Here is a 17,877-nt window from a genome sequence, read left to right on the forward strand (position 1 = left end):
TAGACACAAATGTTTTTGTATATAATGTACAATGCTGTGATGATGATGAAAGAAACGCTAACCTACGCATTTAGGCTAATACTTGTACAATGACTTTTTATTTAAGCATTCTAGTGATATATGATTGACTATAATTATTTTTAAATTCAAGTTGATAGTATTTAGACATAAAAATATCCCCAAAAGTTAGATTGTTAAGTCCAAATTTGGGGGAACCTCAGAATATGCGTGTGTGTATTAGATATCTTGATTTTAAGATGCAACATTCAAGTGTTTATTTATATTCATAAATATGATACATAATCTTGATAAAAAGTCATAGAATTTCTTAAGTTTATTTAAAAAATCAAAAGACTCAATGGTATGGTAATTAATAATGTGAGCACTACTCTTAAGAACCAAATTACGATTAGCTTCCAAACTGGTATCTTGATTTCTGTAGCTAAGATACACGGGACTAATGCTGAAAAGAAAATGATGGCAGAGACGCTGACAACGCCAACGATGAATTTTGTACTTAGCGCTGCTTTTGCAACGAGTAATGATGGTAAGAACATTTCGATAATTGATATTGCGGATGCCTTGGCAAGTAATGCTTGGTCTGGTGTTGGGAATATATAAATAAATGGATAGAATATATAGCTCATCCAGTCTATTATGGGTGTAAAGTTTGCTAATAGTAACCCCAAGAAACCAATAGATAGAATAGAAGGTAAGATTGCGATAGTCATTTCTAAGCCATCTTTTAAATTTCCCCACACATTTTTAGCTAAAGAAGGTGTAGTGGCATTCTTTTTTAAAGCTTCGGCATATGCTGTTTTTAATCGGCTACCCACAATTTCTACATCGGCTTCACCTTTTTGATTATTATAATAGTCTGTTGACTCATTTACAATGGGCGGCAACCATGCTGTAATAGCAGTTACGACAAATGTAATCACTAACGTACCCCAGAAGTATAAATTCCAATGTGGCATTAAGCCAAGTGTATTTGCAACGATAATCATAAATGTGGCTGAAACCGTAGAGAAACCAGTGGCAATGATAGTAGCCTCTCTTTTGTTATAAAGACCTTCTTTATATACTCTATTTGTAATTAATAGCCCCAAAGAATAACTACCCACAAATGAGGCGACGGCATCTACCGCAGATTTTCCTGGTGTCTTAAATATGGGACGCATTACTGGTTCCATGAATACACCGACAAATTCAAGTAGACCATAGCTAATAAGTAAAGATAGTGCTATGGCACCAACAGGAATAAGTACACTTAATGGCAACATTAATTGATCAAATAGAAACGGACCGTAGTCCTTTTTAAATAACAGTGTAGGACCTATTTTAAAGACATACATGATACCAATCACTGCACCAAGTACTTTAAATACAATGATGACAAAATCAGCAATTGACTTTTTATAACTTTGTCTTATCAAAGGTAAAATAGCACCTGCTAAAATCATAGCTAGCGCGATATATTGCATGAATCCACCGAATAGAGCGCGAATGGCTAGGTGAACGTGATCTACTATAATAGAACTTGTGCCATTAATTTGAATTGGTACGAAAAAGCATAAAATACCGATAAAACTAAAAACAAAAAATCTCCATTTAATATTGCGATGTTGTGATTGAACATACCCCTTATTCATAATATCACCCTAAATTTTTGAATTAAGAAATCTTATTTTAGCGTCTTCAAAGCATGTTTGTATCATCCCTTATACAAAAACATGTAAGACTTTGCCTTCATAAATGAATTTTTCAGATAACTTATTATTATTTATTGTATAGGGGTAAAATGTAAACAACCAATATAAAAAAGTTAATTATTTATAGTTTTAAACTATAAGGGTGAAAATTTTTATGGGATGTCCATTTATTTTTAGCTAAATTAGTGATCATATGTAAATAAAAACCCAACGGTGAATATGTTCACCGTTGGGTTTGTTGATTTTATATCTTAAAATTTATCTTTTAAATCTTTCGCTTTATCTTGCGCTTGATCTTTTAGCTCATCTTTTTTTTCATCGTCATTTTTAATTTCGTTGGCTTTATCTTCTGCTTGATCTTTGAATTCATCAAATTTACTCATAATAAATGCCTCCTTTTAAAAGTTATATTAATGTCATTCCACTGATAGCAAAAGTTAAACATATTTTATTTACTGAGTAATATTAAAGGAGAGTAACGAATTCAATTTCCATATGTTTTTCTTTTATTTTTGTCTCTAAATATTAATGATATGTAATGAATTTTACATTTGGGTGTGTTCGCACTTTGTTTCAAAAATTCAAAAATTAGTTTTATTTTTAATTTATATAATAAATTGACTAAATTTTAACACAGTGATAACATAATCCTTACTAAAACAATCGGAGTAAATTGATGTTGGAGGGATTAGGTTGAAGCGAATGACATTAGGCTATTTTTTAACTGGTTATGGGCATCATATAGCAAGTTATAGACATCCAAATACACAAAAAAATGGAGGAATGAATTTCAAAGAAATTATCGAACAAGCAAAAATTGCGGAAAAAGCTAAATTTGATTTTTTATTTATTTCAGATAATTTGTATCTTGATAAAAAAACACATCCAGATGCAGTAACACGTTTTGAACCGTTTACTTTAATGCCAATTATTGCTATGGAAACACAACATTTAGGATTGGTGGTTACAGCATCTACTTCCTTTTCAGAACCGTTTCATCTAGCTAGAAGTTTGTCCTCATTAGATCATTTGAGTAATGGAAGGGCAGGATGGAATATTGTTACATCTGGTGTTAGTGATGCTGCTAAAAACTTTAGCAAAACAACTACTATGGAACATGATTTAAGGTATCATCAAGCAGATGAATTTCTAGATGTAACAGTGAAATTGTGGGATTCTTGGAAAAATATAAGCCAATCAAACGCAGAATTCATTAACACTCAAAGGCCTGAACCAATTAACTATGTAGGCCAATTTTATAGTGTTAAAGGACCTCTAAATATAGAGCAATCACCACAAATACGACCGTTACTTGTTCAAGCGGGTTCTTCTAAAAAAGGAATCGAATTTGCTTCAAAACATGCAGAAGTTGTTTTTACTGCTCAAAACGATATTGATGATGCAGTTACATTTGCAAAAGATTTAAAAAAACAAGTGAAACAAAAAAGAGCTTCGCAACAAGACGTTTTAATCATGCCAGGTATTTTTCCAGTGATTGGGGAAACTCGAGCAAAGGCAAATGCTAATTATCAAGAATTACAAGATTTGATAGTACCAGAAATAGGGTTAGAATTATTATCTCACTATTTAGGGGATATTGATTTGAGTCACTATGATTTAACTACACCCTTTGACAATATAGTGCTCGAAGGCAGTAATAGTATACAAAGCCGAGTAGATCTTATTAAAGAAACAGCACAAAAGCATCACTTAACTTTAGAAGATGTAATGAAATATGTTGCTGGTGGAAGAGGGCACCATATAGTCATTGGAACAGCTCAAGATGTAGCAGATAGAATGGAGGAATGGTTTATAAAAGGTGCTGCAGATGGATTTAATATTATGCCACCGTTAAACCCAACGCAATTCGAATTGTTTGTTAAAGAAGTCATTCCGATTTTGCAGGATAAAGGATTGGTTCAAAACAAATATAACAATGGAACATTACGTGAAAAATTAGGCTTAATATAGCGCATAGCGCGATAAATCAATGTTCATTATTTATAGTTCATTTGCATAAGGGGATTTCATATAATAATTTGTCAGAATTTTCTTTCATTTTTTCGAGCGATAGATTTAATTAAATATAGCAATATCATCTTAATAATTTCAAAAGGGGTTGGAAATTATAATGTATATAGCGTTCACGTTAATATCATGTGCATTTTTTATGGGTTTAGTAGCTTGGTATTCTTATTATAAAACTAAAAATACAATAAGTAGTTCAGGTGGATTTTTTTTAGGAGGAAGAGGGTTAACCGGTAGTTTTATTGCGGGAGCTCTAATTTTAACTAATTTATCTGCTGAACAATTAATTGGTTTAAATGGTCAAGGTTATAAGAATAATCTATCGAGTATGGGGTGGGAAGTAACTGCTGGTATTTCTATTATTATTCTAGCAACTATTTTACTTCCTAAATATTTGGGTGGTGCATTTACAACACTTCCAGAATTTATTAATCATCGTTTTGATCAGCAGACACGATTTTTAGTCGTTTTATTATTCATGGTAGGTTATGGACTAATAACGATACCTTCTGTACTCTATTCAGGCTCTATAGCTGTGTTACAAATATTTGATATACCTAAAATGTTTGGAATAACGTTTGAACAATCTATATGGATTATCGTTTGGGTTATTGGAATAGTTGGAACTTTGTATGCAATTTTAGGTGGTTTGAAAGCTATCGCAATATCAGACACTTTAAATGGTATTGGTTTACTAATAGTTGGTATTTTAGTACCCATACTTGGATTTATTACGCTTGGTCATGGGAGTTTGCTTGAAGGTATGAAGACAATTGCGACAGTACACCCAGAAAAACTGAATGCCATCGGTTCTAGTAAAGATGATGTGCCATTTGGAACAATTTTTACTGGTATTATATTTGCAAATTTGTTTTATTGGGGAACAAATCAATATGTTATACAAAGAACGTTAGGTGCTAAAAGTTTGGCTGAAGGTCAAAAAGGAGCGTTATTTACAGGTTTTCTTAAAGTACTCGTACCGTTTTTAATGATGATTCCTGGCGTCATTGCATTTCATTTATATGGCGCAGGGTTGAAAAATATGGATTTAGCCTATCCTACATTAATCAAAGATATTTTCCCTACATTCTTAAACGGTTTTTTTCTTGCAGTATTATTAGGAGCAGTGTTTTCTAGTTTTAATGCATTGTTAAATAGTGCTTCAACGTTGTTTGTATATGATATTTATAAAGTTATGATAAATAAAAATGCAAGCGATAGACAAATGATACATGTAAGCCAATGGTTTGGAGTTATTTTAGCTTTAGTGACATTTTTTATTTCACCAATGTTAATCAATGCACCTAAAGGTTTATGGACTATTATCCGTGAATTTACGGGATTTTTTAATATACCTATTATAGCAATTGTATTAATTGGTATTTTTTCAAAAAAAGTTCCTGCAATAGCTCCCAAAATCATCATTATTTCACATGTAGTTGTGTATTATTTAATGATTTGGGGATTGCCGATGTTGTTTCATATTGAATTTTCTATAAATTTTATTTACATTCAAGGATTAATGTTTGTAGTAGAAATTTTAGTGATGCTGATAATTGGATGGATAAATCCATTAAAGAGTCCATTTACTTTTAAATCCAATCCTAAAGTCGATATGACGCCTTGGAAATATACTCTGCCTGTCACAGTGATTTTACTCGGCACAATAGTATTCACATACATTTTATTTTCTCCAATTGGCCTAGCTTCACAACATAATATTGTATCTTTCTGGTTCTGGCCAGTAACTTTCTTGTTAATTGTGATAGTCACAATCTGTTATTATTTTGCTTTAAAACATTGGAGTGAAAAATATAATTTACTTATAAAACAGCAGTATAAAAGAAGTATTAATGAAGAAATATATACTAATGAAAAGATAGAAAAACAGCTTGTTTAAATATATTTGATAATCTACTCACTTCCTACAATAATAAGTGAGTGGATTTTTTATGATATTACAAATGAATATCTAAATGTTTATTATAGTTATTAAGTTGGATAGATTTCATAAAGTAACACCGCTTTATATTTTAGTAATATATGATAATATGATTATTATGGAAAAAAAGAAAATAACTCGACGTTTAATTATTGATACAGCACATACATTGATTCAGGAAACGCAAAAATCCGAAATTTCTCTCTCAAAAATTGCTACATCATTGCATATTACACACGCAGCAATATATAAACATTTTGAAAATAAAAAGGACTTATGGATTGCTGTTTGTGCGGACTGGTTTGAAACATATATTATTAATCATATTGATATCAATGATGATGATTATGAAGATAAACAGCAATGGTTACATGATTATCTTTGGGCATTCGTTAATGCTAAAAAGGCGGCATATCAAACAAATCGTTTAATGTTTGATTTAAACACTCGGTATGTTGAAAAAGATCCTTTTATATTACAAGAAATTTTAAAACCGTGTTTTATACGTATACAACAAAAAATGGGTTATGATGACAGTAATTTATATAAACCAGAAGTGATTCTTTCGGCCTTTTCGACATTTACTCTGCCTATGTTTAAAGACACTTGGAACCAGCCAGACTATGACTTGAGATTTGAGATGACTTGGGATTTAATCAAATTCAATGTATAGCATAAGCGATGATTTATCATCGCTTATTTTTATTGTAATGTTTACAATTTTAACACCATGTAATGATGAATTACGAGAAGCGTAGGTATCAATATAGCCAAGCTAAAGGTTTGAATCCCGTTAGCTTGGCTTTTAATTTGAAAGGATAATAAAGGCGAAAATACTGATTTGATACAAAGTCAGCCTTCGGGTTGTCTGACGTTATTGTTCGCGTAGTCTAATAACGAGTAGGAATTACAGCCCAAAACGTTTTTCATTTTTGAATGATATTAACTATGACGTTTTAACATAAATTCAAATAACTCTATTTTTGAGAGCTAGTTACTTAAATAGTTGAATATAGGTTTTGGTCGATCTAAGTATAAATCGGTAATGATGTGTTGTCCATCTACGATTTTATGAACGGGAAAGTCTGCTAATGGTGCCATAACGTGTTCAAATAATTGGAGTCTTGCGGGTGAACGGTAGGCTTCTTTGATTTCTAGATTTGTGATTTGACTACGTGTTAGTTCACTTTTTTCGAGATTTCCATCATAATCGCGTACTTGTTTTAACATAAATTGAGGTTTAGATATAATATGTTGAGCCTCTTGTTTGTCTATGGGGAAGTATTTATAACCCATGGTCATCTGAGCCACACGTAATGATCCATAATCTAGAGTACCAACAACGACATCGTTATCGGTGTATAGGTTAGGTTGACCGGCTTTTTTAGGATAGGCAGCAATTTCACGACCTGAAGTAATGGCTGCTTGGTTATTGACGTACATACTTAAATAGAATTCTCCCTCTTCACCATTATATTCAACTGGGATGACTTGACCTGCCTCAAGATAAGCCCCTAGTCCTGTGCTATCAGGCATATTAATTACTTCAAATTTAATTAAATTACTTATTACTTTTAACGGTTCAGGAACAACTGCCTTTAAAGCATCTATGTCAGTTTCATATAACACTTGTACAAATTCTCTGTTTTTAAAAAAAGGATTGATTGGTGGAAATGCTGGTGCATTTATTGGTGTAGTAATGATATTATTTACATCTTCTTTTCTCAAAGTGATTCACCTCTATACATTTTGTAATAAACTCTTTAAAGATTTTTCAAATTCGGGAAGTTGATTGGTTTGAGATGCTGTGGTTACAATATCAACGATTTTCTGATTAAAAGGTGTAGGTATTTTTACTTTTTCCCCAATTTCTACAATTAATCCATTGATATTATTAATTTCAGTCTGTCGCTGTTTTCTTAAATCTTGTAACATACTTGCTTCTAAATTTTTACTAGGTTGCATGAAGGAATTTAGCTTTTCAGGGGCATTATGATTTTCGAAATTATCTATGGGATGGTTAGCCATATGTGCAAATTTTATATGATTGGCATGTCCTACTTTAATGCCCTCATCTAGAATAATCATTGCAATTTTAAATGCTAAAGGGTGTTTTAATACATCTCCATATGTGCAATTTAAAGCAGCGGAGAGACCGCTGAAAGCACTATTTATCAATAATTTAGACCATTTCGTTCCCAGTAAATTGTCGGATAAATGTGTGTTTCCGATACTATCTAATATAGTTTTTATTGTTTTTAGCCTAAGCGTTATTTCACCATTCAACTCACCAATTTGTAGGGCGTAATTTTTAAAGGCTGTGAAGTCAGTTGTTAACGCTGACACACCAGGACTTTTGAAAGTGGCGCCAAATTCAACTGCTCCTGCAATGATATTTTTTTTAGGTATATGCTGCTGAATCAATTCTTCAGGTACACCATTTTGTAACGATAATAGGACACCGTCTGTTTTTAATATATTTTTTATCATTGGTAATACAGTTGAATTATAAGTTTGTTTTGTTAATAAAAGAATTAAATCATAGGTCTTCGTAATTTCTTCTGGTTTTAACGCGTGAACGTTTATGTGGAAATCTGTTGTGCCTTCTACAGTTGCACCTTCTTTATTTAGTGTGTCGATATGTGCATCATATGTATCAATAAGATCTACGCTATGTTCCGTTGTTGATAAATAAGCACCTATTATTGTGCCTAATGAACCACATCCATAAACTGCTATATTCATTAAATATCACCTCGATGACTACTATATAATCAACGATACATATATACTAATATATATTATTGATAGTTATATAAATAGAAACTTATATAAAGGTAGGGGATTTTTTGGAATTATTGCATTTAAAGTACTTTAAATATGTAGCGGAACATTTGAATTATACTAAAGCTGCCCACGAACTTAATATTAGTCAGCCTGCATTGAGTATGATGATAAAAAAATTAGAGCAAGAATTGAATACTAAATTATTCTATAAAAAAGGAAGAAATATATTTTTAACTGACAATGGATACATTTTATTAAAATCAGTAGATAATATTATGTATGAATTAAGCAAAGCAGGGGATTTAATTTATAAAAATGAGCACAGTAAACAGAATACGATAAATTTTGCATCTTCGCATAGTAGATTGATTTCTTATATATTTGATGATTATATAGTCCGTAATCCACAATATATGTTTAATTGTGGAATTGAAACGATGGGACAAATAATTGAAAAGTTACTAAACTATAATATTCAATTTGCACTGAGTATGATGCGAATCCAACATCCAGATATTGAATGTAGAGCTATTATCGATGAAGATATTGTCATTACTTATCCTAAGCAGTTTGATAGTGAACAAACAATTGATTTTTTATATAATGATAATGTATATAAAACATTTGTCTTTCCTTCTCATAATGAGGATTATAATAATTTAGCGAAAAATAAGGTTCTGGAAATGAATCTTACAATTAATAATGTCAATTATATAGATGATGCATTTATCACTTCTATAGCAAAACAAAGACAATACTTTGCATTTATGCCAGTTAGTATGTGTAAAAAACTTAACTTACCATATATTAATGATGATGAATTAATTATCCAGACTTCAATCTACTTATCTTCGATAAAAAACGTAGAGTTAGGTAAGGCAAATTTTGATATGTATCAATTTATTGAAACTTATTTTAAACAAAACCAAGCATTTTATCTTGCTGATTGATGGATTGAGTATACATAATTTTAGGTATGTAATTGTATTTTAATTTTTATATAATATATAAGAACAAGGTGAATTTTATGAAATATTTAAAAATAATTGGAATGTTTATGCTATCTTTAGTGATTATGGGAATTGCGCAGGGCATAGCTCAGCTATTTGATAGTCTAATTCCTTTTTTGAGAGGTACTATCTTTTTTGCCTTTATGTACGTTATCTTCGCATACGTTGCAGTGAAGTTTGTTGTAACTAGAGTATTAAGCGGTGTGTTAGAATCATATCGTATTACTTTACCTCGTTTTAATAAAATATATGTGATATTAGGATTCATGTTACCAATTGTGGTCTATAGTACTTATGTCATTTTTGTACCAGGAGAATTTTTAATACAAAGATTGGAGTTTTCACAGGATTATTTAAGGAATATCTTTTGGGCTATATTTGTGAACGGTTTTGCGGCAGCAATCGTTGAGGAAATGGTGTGTAGGGGGTTACTTATGGGATATGTTGAAAAGAAAACTAACATATACATAGCTGTGGTTTCTTCTGCACTATTTTTTGCTCTTATTCATCTACTTAATGGTGGATTAAATACAATTAGTTTTTGTATGCTATTGATAAGTGGTACGTTAGTAGGTCTAATGTTTGGCATGGCGACATATATATTTAACACTATTTGGGCGAGTATTACTTTGCATTTCCTGTGGAACATAAGTCAGCTTCTATTCATTAGTGGGAAGGCAAGTAACGACCAACCCTTCCAGTATATTTTACATAATCAAAGTATCCTATTAACAGGTGGAGAATTTGGCATAGAGTCTTCTATTATATCAACCGTTGGATACAGTATGGTTATTTTAATATTACTGATTATACATAGAAGAAAAGCTATTTAATAAATCAAAATTCTAAAATAATAAAAAGTGAAGCGACTTTATAGCCACTTCACTTTTTATTTATTATTATTTTTTGTTCTTAGCATTTTGATTGGCTTGTTTCAAATCTATTGTTGCAACTAAAGGATCATGGTCACTTGCACGACCGGACATATCAGTAAAATCACTGTTTACATGCACGGCGTCTAATTTTGTAAATTCAGCTAGATTATTTGATACGAGTACATGATCTAGTGTTTGAGCATTACCTTGATAGTTGTATGAATAACGCGATTTTAGGGGCACACTGTTAATCATATTTGTCATATTATAACTTTCTAATGTTTTCAGTGGTTTTGACCAAGGGAAATCGTTATAGTCACCTACAGATATGATATTCGCATCAGGGTTGTCTTTATGAACTTGCTCGATGAAATGGCCCACTGCTTTAGCAATTTCAACACGTTGGTTCTCACTTTTTAACACTGGTGGTTGTTGACTACCGAACATCGGCGTATCGCCATTTTTAGAATTCCAATGATTAGCTAACATAATAACTTGTTCTCCATGAAATTTAAATTGAGCTGCTAAAGGTTTTCTAGAATCATCAAAAGCAGGGTTGTTCGGATCGATACGTCCAGGATTTAATGTCAAGTTGCCATCTTCATAAGATACAGCAGTATCGGCATCTCCAGATTTAATAGATTTATCAAATTGGACTCGCTTCGGATTGTATAGATAACCAACACGAATATTTGCGTTGGGCTGCCCACCATCTTCATTCATGTCAGGGTCGATATTGGCGTATTTATACTTTGGACCACCAGATTCTTCAATTTTATGAATTAAACGTTCATAAGATTCATTCGCTTTAGGGCCACCTTCTTTAGGGCCGTCGTTATCTTGTACTTCTGTAACGCCAATAATATCAGGATTCTTCATATTTTCTGTAATACCTTTTGCTATTTTTTGTGCTTTATCGTCTGTGGTAGAAGTAGCATTATTTGAGAAATTTTCTAGATTATATGAAGCGACATTGAGTTTTTGTTGGCTTGGCTCTAGAGAAGTTGCTTTTGGTTTAGTATCACCTTTAATATGAGCTTTCTTTATTGCATCAAAATCCACATTCAATTTATAGTTTTGATATCCATAATTTACATAACCAATGATTGGGCCTTTAAATTTATCACCAGTAGCTACATCAAAATCACGTGCTGCTTTATTGTCATATATTTTGAGTGGGATACGTTCGCCATGTTGATTGTTCTCTTTTAATCGGATACCGCCATTATTTGTTTCATGCGGTTGGTCATCGCTCACAGTAAAGACTTCCCCGTGTTCCTGAGGTGCAACACTTCTGACATCACCAATTTGGACACGCATACCTTCTAAAGATTCCCAAAAGTCAATGGCGTAGTGATTACGGTCAAATGTTTGGAATTGATCATTTGCTGAAATTTTATTTGGTACTTTATCAATGACATAAGGTTTTGGCAGCTTTTGGTTGTGGGATTCAATTGAAATATTACCGCCTTTATCATCGCGTGCGTTGATTTGAGTTACAGGTAAGTCAGTCTTACTTTTGTCGCTATAACCATCGATATGATATTCATCTACGGTGCCAGTAACTTTTATAGCATCACCAACTTTAGCATTATAGTCTTGGTTCCCCATATAGACAATTAGCCCTTCTGAGGTATTCAGATTATCATCCTTTTTACTATCAGGTGTTTGGATATGTAAATAATTAGCTCCATTTAATTTATATTTATAAGTCACTATTCCCTCTATATTATTGACCTTCTTATTGTCGTAAGGTGATTGATATCCTTCTCCTTGAATATCATGAATAGATACATTTTTCATTCCGGCTTCCTTTGTCGTAGTCGAACTATGATTAGCTTTTGCGTGCATTGTATTCGGTACCAATAACATCAAAGCTATAGATGCAATAATCGAGCATGTAAGTTTTTTCAAAATAACTCCCCCTTAAAATTTAAACTTTAATATATTGTACCAAAGGTAATTAGATGGGAATATTAAGATAAGGTAAATTTATATGAAATTTAAAACAATGTTATGACGATAATAGAAAATAAAGGTTATTATGGTCTTTAGTTTATTATAATTAAATTTTATGGTTGATAGATATATAATTAGAATAAGTTATTAAGATGAAAAAATACTTCCTTTCAGGGTCTACTGATGGAGGTGATTCTTTAGTACATCATAATATTTCCTCGGAAATATTAAACGATGTTTTAATCAATGCATAGGCTGAATTAAGCACAATATGAAGGTGCACTTTTATGAATTATAAATAAAACATCTAGTCTTTTATTATAAAAAGAAAAAACACCTCCTCGTTGAATACATGTTTCCAAGTGAGCCACGAAATCAGTGGGATATAAGATGGAAAATATTCAAAAAGGAAGGTGTTTTTAGTTTTTACTTATTGATATTCTACCCATTGGGAACCTTGATCTGCTGAGGCCACGCAATTTTCAATCCAACATACGCCTTCAATACCCGAATTAATATCAGGATAGATGAGTTGAGACAGTGTTTCTTCATCACCGCGGTTTTTAGCATCAATTGCTAATGCTATGTTTAAGTAAATGTTGCCCCACGCTTCTGTTAATCCTTCTTGATGGAGGATGCCGAGACGTTCATTTTGTTTAGCTAAGTCATCTAAATATTCTGCTCCTCTATATAAAGTTTGATTCGGCGCGCCTTGCGGTTGGTAAAGGAGTTCATTCGGTGCGCTATCCCACCATTCTAAACTGCCAGTTGATCCTACAATACGGATGCGTTGACCATCCATTTGACCTGAATCTACAGCTGATGTCCACATGCGTCCAACTGCGCCATTATCATAATGCATCAATACATATGCGTTGTCTTCAAGAGGGTAACGTGAACCCACAAAACTTTGTCTATCACACAATAATTTCTTGATTGATAAATGAGGGAGTACAAGTTTTGAAATATAATACGTATGAATAGATAAGTCACCAATGACGAATGTAGGACCAGCTATTTTAGGATCGACACGCCATTTTTGTGCAGCGTTGTCTTTATCTCCTTGTGAATTACCTGCGTATCCATGCGTATATTGCATTTCAACTAAATGGATGTCGCCGATTTTATTTTGTTCAATCATAGATCTCATTTGTAAAATGATTGAATTTCCGGAATAACCGTAAGTGACACCTACAATAAGGCCTTGTTGTTCAGCAAATGCTTTTATCTCTTCAGCTTCTTTAGTTGTGAAAACTAAAGGCTTTTCACAAATTACATGTAGACCAGCTTCTAGTGCTGCCATCGTAATTTCATAATGAGTGCCATTTGGTGTGGCAATAGATACAACTTCTACACCGTCCGTGCGTTTAGCTTCTTCTTCAATTAGCGTTTGATAATCATCATAACAGCGATTTTTATCTACACCCAAATTAACACCGAAGGACTTGCCACGTTCACTATCAATATCGAATGCACCAGCAACTAATTCATAAGTTCTATCACGTAAAGCGCCACTGCGGTGTTTATATCCTACTTGACTTGTTCTACCGCCACCAATCATACCCCAACGCAAAGATCTTTCCATTTTCTTTTCACCATTATTCATATAAAAAACTCCCTTCATTTAATAGCATAATTTTATTACACAATGACTTGTTGCAAAGCTTCTATAGACACGTCAACACCGTCTTCAGCAGACATTGTAAAGTCTTCCATCTCTAGAGATACATAACCATCGTAACCGACCATCCTAACAACAGAGAAGAAAGTCTTCCACCACTGTAAATCATGCCCATGGCCTACAGCGACATAATTCCATGCTCTATTTTTAGTATCTTTGATATCTTTTGTTTCTAGCACAGTATTTAAACCAACGGGTCCAGCTTCAATTCTCAAATCTTTACCATGCATGTGGTGTATGGCGTCTTCAAGCTTTCGCGCACATTGAATGGGGTCACCACCCATCCAAAATAAATGGCTTGGATCTAGGTTCATGCCAATCATAGGATCAACAGCCTGTCTTAATTTAAATAAAGTTTCTGGATTATAGACGAGCTGTGTCCCGTGGTTTTCTAGCGCTATTTTTTCAATGCCATATTGCTTGGCAATAGGTACGAGCTGTTTCCAATAAGGAATAGCTACTTCATACCATTGGTAATCCAGTGACACTTTTAACTCTGGCGGCCAACTTACAGTGGTTGTAATCCAATTCGGTGTTTCATCATTTGGTGAAGCGGGAGGCAATCCACTCATCATAACAATCGTCTTTACGTCGAGAAGTTTCGCTAATTTAAATGTGTTTAATGTAACTTCTCGATGTTGCTTACCAGTTTCTCTTGGATCCAAAGGGTTACCTGAGCAGTTTAAAGCAACGATTTTCACGCCATACTTAGCAAGTAGTGATTGTAAGTCAGCACGTGCTGTATCATTGGATAGAAGTTCGTTAAGATTTAAGTGAGGCGCAGGGGACCAACCTCCTGTCGCCAGTTCTATATGATAGACACCTTGTTGTGTAATCTTTTTTAATACTGCTTCAAGTGACATATGAGGAAGACTATCTGTGTAATATGCAAGTTTCATTATTCATACCTCCGCTTATCATTTATATTGTTTAACGATGTTTTGCGTATTTTGTTTTTTTGTTTTCATTTGTGATTTGAAATAATCTTCAATATCTTCAAGTGATTTGCCTTTTGTTTCAGGTAAGAACTTTTTAACGAAAATAATTGAAATGACATTAAGCACTGCAAATATGATGAATGTGTTAGATAAACCGATATTGCCTAGAAGGATAGGGAATATTAAGCTAACTAAAAAATTAGCAATCCATAAGAAAAATACACTAGCCCCCATGCCAAAACCTCTAACCTTTAACGGGAATATTTCAGATAGCATCAACCACGTTACCGGAGCGATAGCGCCTTGCATAAACCCTAAAAAGGTCACGGTTAAAGCAAGTACAATATATGGAAATATGGGGCTATCCCCTAATATAATTGGGAAAATACCTAGCAAAGTGAGTGTAGAAATAACCCCTAATTGACCAACCATTAACATAGGTTTCCGTCCAACTTTACCTAATAACCAAATGCCTACAAATACAGCTAATACTGACACAATGCCGTTAGCTATGTTACCAATGAGTGCTGCTTTGGTAGCAAGCCCTGCATCTCTTAATATCTCCGTCCCATAATACATAATTGAATTAACACCAGTAACTTGTTGAACGACGCCAATTCCAATACCAATATAAAGGATACGTCGAACCCATGGTTGTTTAAATGAGATTCTAGATTCTAATTTTAAACGTTGTTCATTATCAATATGTGTCTTAATTTCACGTACTTCAGTTTCTGCGGTTTTTTCATCTCTTAATGATCGTAAAATGTTGTAAGCTGGCCAGTATTTATGTTTACTTGCGTACCACCTAGGACTTTCTGGCACAGTGAGCATGCCAAACCATAGGAAGATTGCAGGCACAGTTGCGACTAATAACATAACACGCCAAATACCTTCATTATCGACGACATTACCTAAAACAGCATTGACTATATAAGCGGTGAGCTGACCAGTAACAATCATGAGTTCGTTTTGTGTAACCATTCGGCCACGCTGTTCTTTAGAAGCCATTTCAGATAAGAATGTAGGGACGATTACTGAAGCACCACCAACAGCTAAACCTAAAATGATTCGAAATAAGACCATCGAAAAGACGTTAGGTGATAATCCACAGCCAATTGTTGCGAAGAAGAAAATGATGGCTAAACACATAATCATTTTCTTCCTGCCAAATGTATCTGAAAGTGTACCTCCTGATATTGCACCAAAAGCTGCACCGAAGATGAGCGAACTCGATACTAAGCCTTCTGTGGCTGGTGTTAAATCCAGTTGACTTGAAAGTGACATATACGGTAGTGCACCATTAATAACCCCTGTATCAAACCCAAAAAGTAAACCACCTAATGTAGAAATAATTGTAATTTTGAGCATCTTTCTGTTTTTTATATCATTTGATGAGTGTTTTATGATTAAAACCTCCGTTCTTTATAAGAAAAACCAATAAATTACTAAAATATAATCAACAGTTGTTATTAAAAACACTATAATTGTAAACCTTTCCTAGTCAAATATTTTTTGGCTTATAATGGTTTTAATATTTAGTGAAAATGCTAGAGTGTTCGTAAATAGTGGGATTGAGAGGATTAATAAAAATTTATTTAAAAAGTAATATTACAAGTTTGAGTTGCGAGATAATTCGAAAAAATGTACAAAAATATAGTTATATAAAATGTTTCACGAAAAACAATTTTTAATCAAAGAAGTTTAATTATTTGAATGTGTAAGAGGGGATAGGTTGCTTGTTATAACATAAAGTGTAGAAAATTTAAGAAATGCATTAGTAAAATAAAAAACACGCAATAATGTAAATAGGTCTCGTGTGATGTCGATATAACACGGGGCACTAAATCAAAAATGCGTGTTCGTTATAAACTAATTTTGATAAATATACTTTTTATTCAGAAGGCTTTATTTTTTGACCTTCTTGAAGATTGGATTTAGGATGCTTAATTAGTTTTTCTCCAACTTTCAAGCCTTGTTTAACGATAACTTTATCATCTGTATGACCAGTTATGATAGCACGTTTGTGAACTCTGTTGTGCTCGTCGACTACAAATACGTTGTTATCTTTGGTTAGGACAGTTGTTGGCAATTGAATTGTATTTACATGAATATTCATGTCTACAGTAAAGCCATCTTTAATAGGTGTATTTAAATTGCCAACTGTTACCGCATATTTAGAAGGCTTACTTACATCTTGAATGGGTGTTGATTTATCTTTAGAAGCATGATCGACACTTTTTTGTGATTCTGTCGACAAATCTGCAATTTGTATCACTTTACCTTGTAGTTTTTTATCCCCTTTATTGACCGAAATATTTACTTTATCGCCTTCTTTTACTTTATCTATATCATATTCTGAAATAGTCGTTTTAATTTGAGGTTGATTAGAGATAAGTTGGAGAATATTTCCATTTTTATCAATATCTTTATTAATATAATTTACTTTACCATCAAATGTGGCGTAGATATCTTTACTTGATTTGTTGTCATGTAACGTTAAGTTTTGTTGAGCTTGACTTAATTTATCCTGATCTTTACTCAATCGTTGTTGATACGTTTGATTATTAGGATGTTTATTAATTAAATCATAATCTCTCTCAATATAGTTTTGCATTTTTTTAACATCTTCAACTAACTTCGGTCGAATACTATGATTAGTATCGTAATACACAAGCGGTGTTCCTTTGCGTACTGTTTGGTTATTTTGAATTTGTGGACGTATGTATTCTCCAATTTCTCGATTTTCTTGGTAAGTTTTAATTGTTTGTGGAGAGGACTTGCCTTTTAATTTTAAAGCATTTGATTTTTTTACCGTATAAGTTTGGTAAGAACTATGTTGTTTTTGATCTATTACATGCGTTTGTTTTAATACAAAATAGGACACTACAATAATTAATACAATAAGCATGATAATAAATATCCATAATTTTTTATTTTTCATT

General features: G+C 32.7%; 14 protein-coding genes. 5 read left to right on the plus strand and 9 right to left on the minus strand.

What is annotated here, in order from left to right; all coding sequences use genetic code 11:
* Positions 1-338: 338 nt before the first annotated feature.
* Positions 339-1,652, minus strand: a complete 1,314-nt coding sequence (locus PYW31_RS00385; RefSeq protein ID WP_046837612.1) for a YjiH family protein — start codon at positions 1,650-1,652, stop codon at positions 339-341.
* A gap of 311 nt (positions 1,653-1,963) precedes the next feature.
* The gene (locus PYW31_RS00390; protein ID WP_256121772.1) at positions 1,964-2,095 is read right to left on the minus strand and encodes a hypothetical protein; all 132 of its coding nucleotides are present in this window, start codon (positions 2,093-2,095) and stop codon (positions 1,964-1,966) included.
* A 319-nt stretch (positions 2,096-2,414) separates the two neighbouring features.
* Here PYW31_RS00390 and PYW31_RS00395 point away from each other — a divergent pair, with 319 nt between their 5' ends.
* The 3 genes from PYW31_RS00395 to PYW31_RS00405 all read left to right on the plus strand — a co-directional run bounded on the left by PYW31_RS00395 (position 2,415) and on the right by PYW31_RS00405 (position 6,355).
* Positions 2,415-3,683 carry an LLM class flavin-dependent oxidoreductase gene (locus PYW31_RS00395; protein ID WP_046837676.1) on the plus strand — a complete coding sequence of 423 codons (1,269 nt, stop codon included), beginning with the start codon at positions 2,415-2,417 and terminating at the stop codon, positions 3,681-3,683.
* A gap of 199 nt (positions 3,684-3,882) precedes the next feature.
* Positions 3,883-5,640 carry a solute:sodium symporter family transporter gene (locus PYW31_RS00400; protein WP_235602258.1) on the plus strand — a complete coding sequence of 586 codons (1,758 nt, stop codon included), beginning with the start codon at positions 3,883-3,885 and terminating at the stop codon, positions 5,638-5,640.
* 160 nt (positions 5,641-5,800) lie between these two features.
* Positions 5,801-6,355, plus strand: a complete 555-nt coding sequence (locus PYW31_RS00405) for a TetR/AcrR family transcriptional regulator (RefSeq protein ID WP_046837675.1) — start codon at positions 5,801-5,803, stop codon at positions 6,353-6,355.
* A gap of 317 nt (positions 6,356-6,672) precedes the next feature.
* Here the strand turns inward: PYW31_RS00405 and PYW31_RS00410 are convergent, their stop codons facing one another.
* Together PYW31_RS00410 and PYW31_RS00415 are read right to left on the minus strand one after the other, a co-directional pair.
* A complete protein-coding gene (locus tag PYW31_RS00410; RefSeq protein WP_177165121.1) occupies positions 6,673-7,416 on the minus strand; it encodes an acetoacetate decarboxylase in 744 nt (247 codons plus the stop codon).
* A gap of 6 nt (positions 7,417-7,422) precedes the next feature.
* On the minus strand, positions 7,423-8,427 hold the full coding sequence (locus PYW31_RS00415; protein WP_046837609.1) for a ketopantoate reductase family protein: 1,005 nt from the start codon (positions 8,425-8,427) through the stop codon (positions 7,423-7,425).
* A 104-nt stretch (positions 8,428-8,531) separates the two neighbouring features.
* On the opposite strand from PYW31_RS00415, the gene PYW31_RS00420 reads away from it, so the two are divergent.
* The gene (locus PYW31_RS00420; protein ID WP_046837608.1) at positions 8,532-9,419 is read left to right on the plus strand and encodes a LysR family transcriptional regulator; all 888 of its coding nucleotides are present in this window, start codon (positions 8,532-8,534) and stop codon (positions 9,417-9,419) included.
* 77 nt (positions 9,420-9,496) lie between these two features.
* On the plus strand, positions 9,497-10,312 hold the full coding sequence (locus PYW31_RS00425) for a CPBP family intramembrane glutamic endopeptidase (protein ID WP_046837607.1): 816 nt from the start codon (positions 9,497-9,499) through the stop codon (positions 10,310-10,312).
* 66 nt (positions 10,313-10,378) lie between these two features.
* Here PYW31_RS00425 and PYW31_RS00430 read toward each other — a convergent pair whose 3' ends face one another.
* From PYW31_RS00430 to PYW31_RS00450, 5 genes are all read right to left on the minus strand, one after another.
* Complete coding sequence (locus PYW31_RS00430; RefSeq protein WP_371261087.1) at positions 10,379-12,205, minus strand: endonuclease/exonuclease/phosphatase family protein; 1,827 nt, start codon at positions 12,203-12,205, stop codon at positions 10,379-10,381.
* Between the two features lie 538 nt (positions 12,206-12,743).
* Positions 12,744-13,919: a Gfo/Idh/MocA family protein gene (locus PYW31_RS00435; RefSeq protein ID WP_046837606.1), complete on the minus strand. Its 1,176-nt coding sequence runs from the start codon at positions 13,917-13,919 to the stop codon at positions 12,744-12,746.
* Between the two features lie 35 nt (positions 13,920-13,954).
* Positions 13,955-14,893, minus strand: a complete 939-nt coding sequence (locus PYW31_RS00440; protein WP_046837605.1) for a sugar phosphate isomerase/epimerase family protein — start codon at positions 14,891-14,893, stop codon at positions 13,955-13,957.
* Between the two features lie 18 nt (positions 14,894-14,911).
* Entirely contained in the window at positions 14,912-16,339 is a 1,428-nt protein-coding gene (locus PYW31_RS00445) for a sugar porter family MFS transporter (protein ID WP_394298761.1), read from the minus strand.
* 487 nt (positions 16,340-16,826) lie between these two features.
* Positions 16,827-17,876 carry an efflux RND transporter periplasmic adaptor subunit gene (locus PYW31_RS00450; protein ID WP_046837603.1) on the minus strand — a complete coding sequence of 350 codons (1,050 nt, stop codon included), beginning with the start codon at positions 17,874-17,876 and terminating at the stop codon, positions 16,827-16,829.
* Position 17,877: the final 1 nt, after the last annotated feature.

Origin of the sequence: Staphylococcus succinus (assembly GCF_029024945.1) — a bacterium.
Taxonomy (GTDB): domain Bacteria; phylum Bacillota; class Bacilli; order Staphylococcales; family Staphylococcaceae; genus Staphylococcus; species Staphylococcus succinus.

Bases quoted from the DNA above. Each gene is read 5' to 3' on its own strand.
- PYW31_RS00405 (WP_046837675.1), top strand. From the start codon at position 5,801: ATGGAAAAAAAGAAAATAACTCGACGTTTAATTATTGATACAGCACAT.
- PYW31_RS00415 (WP_046837609.1), bottom strand. From the start codon at position 8,427: ATGAATATAGCAGTTTATGGATGTGGTTCATTAGGCACAATAATAGGT.
- PYW31_RS00435 (WP_046837606.1), bottom strand. From the start codon at position 13,919: ATGAATAATGGTGAAAAGAAAATGGAAAGATCTTTGCGTTGGGGTATG.
- PYW31_RS00450 (WP_046837603.1), bottom strand. From the start codon at position 17,876: ATGAAAAATAAAAAATTATGGATATTTATTATCATGCTTATTGTATTA.
- PYW31_RS00390 (WP_256121772.1), bottom strand. From the start codon at position 2,095: ATGAGTAAATTTGATGAATTCAAAGATCAAGCAGAAGATAAAGCCAAC.
- PYW31_RS00440 (WP_046837605.1), bottom strand. From the start codon at position 14,893: ATGAAACTTGCATATTACACAGATAGTCTTCCTCATATGTCACTTGAA.
- PYW31_RS00400 (WP_235602258.1), top strand. From the start codon at position 3,883: ATGGGTTTAGTAGCTTGGTATTCTTATTATAAAACTAAAAATACAATA.
- PYW31_RS00385 (WP_046837612.1), bottom strand. From the start codon at position 1,652: ATGAATAAGGGGTATGTTCAATCACAACATCGCAATATTAAATGGAGA.
- PYW31_RS00395 (WP_046837676.1), top strand. From the start codon at position 2,415: ATGACATTAGGCTATTTTTTAACTGGTTATGGGCATCATATAGCAAGT.
- PYW31_RS00425 (WP_046837607.1), top strand. From the start codon at position 9,497: ATGAAATATTTAAAAATAATTGGAATGTTTATGCTATCTTTAGTGATT.
- PYW31_RS00430 (WP_371261087.1), bottom strand. From the start codon at position 12,205: ATGCACGCAAAAGCTAATCATAGTTCGACTACGACAAAGGAAGCCGGA.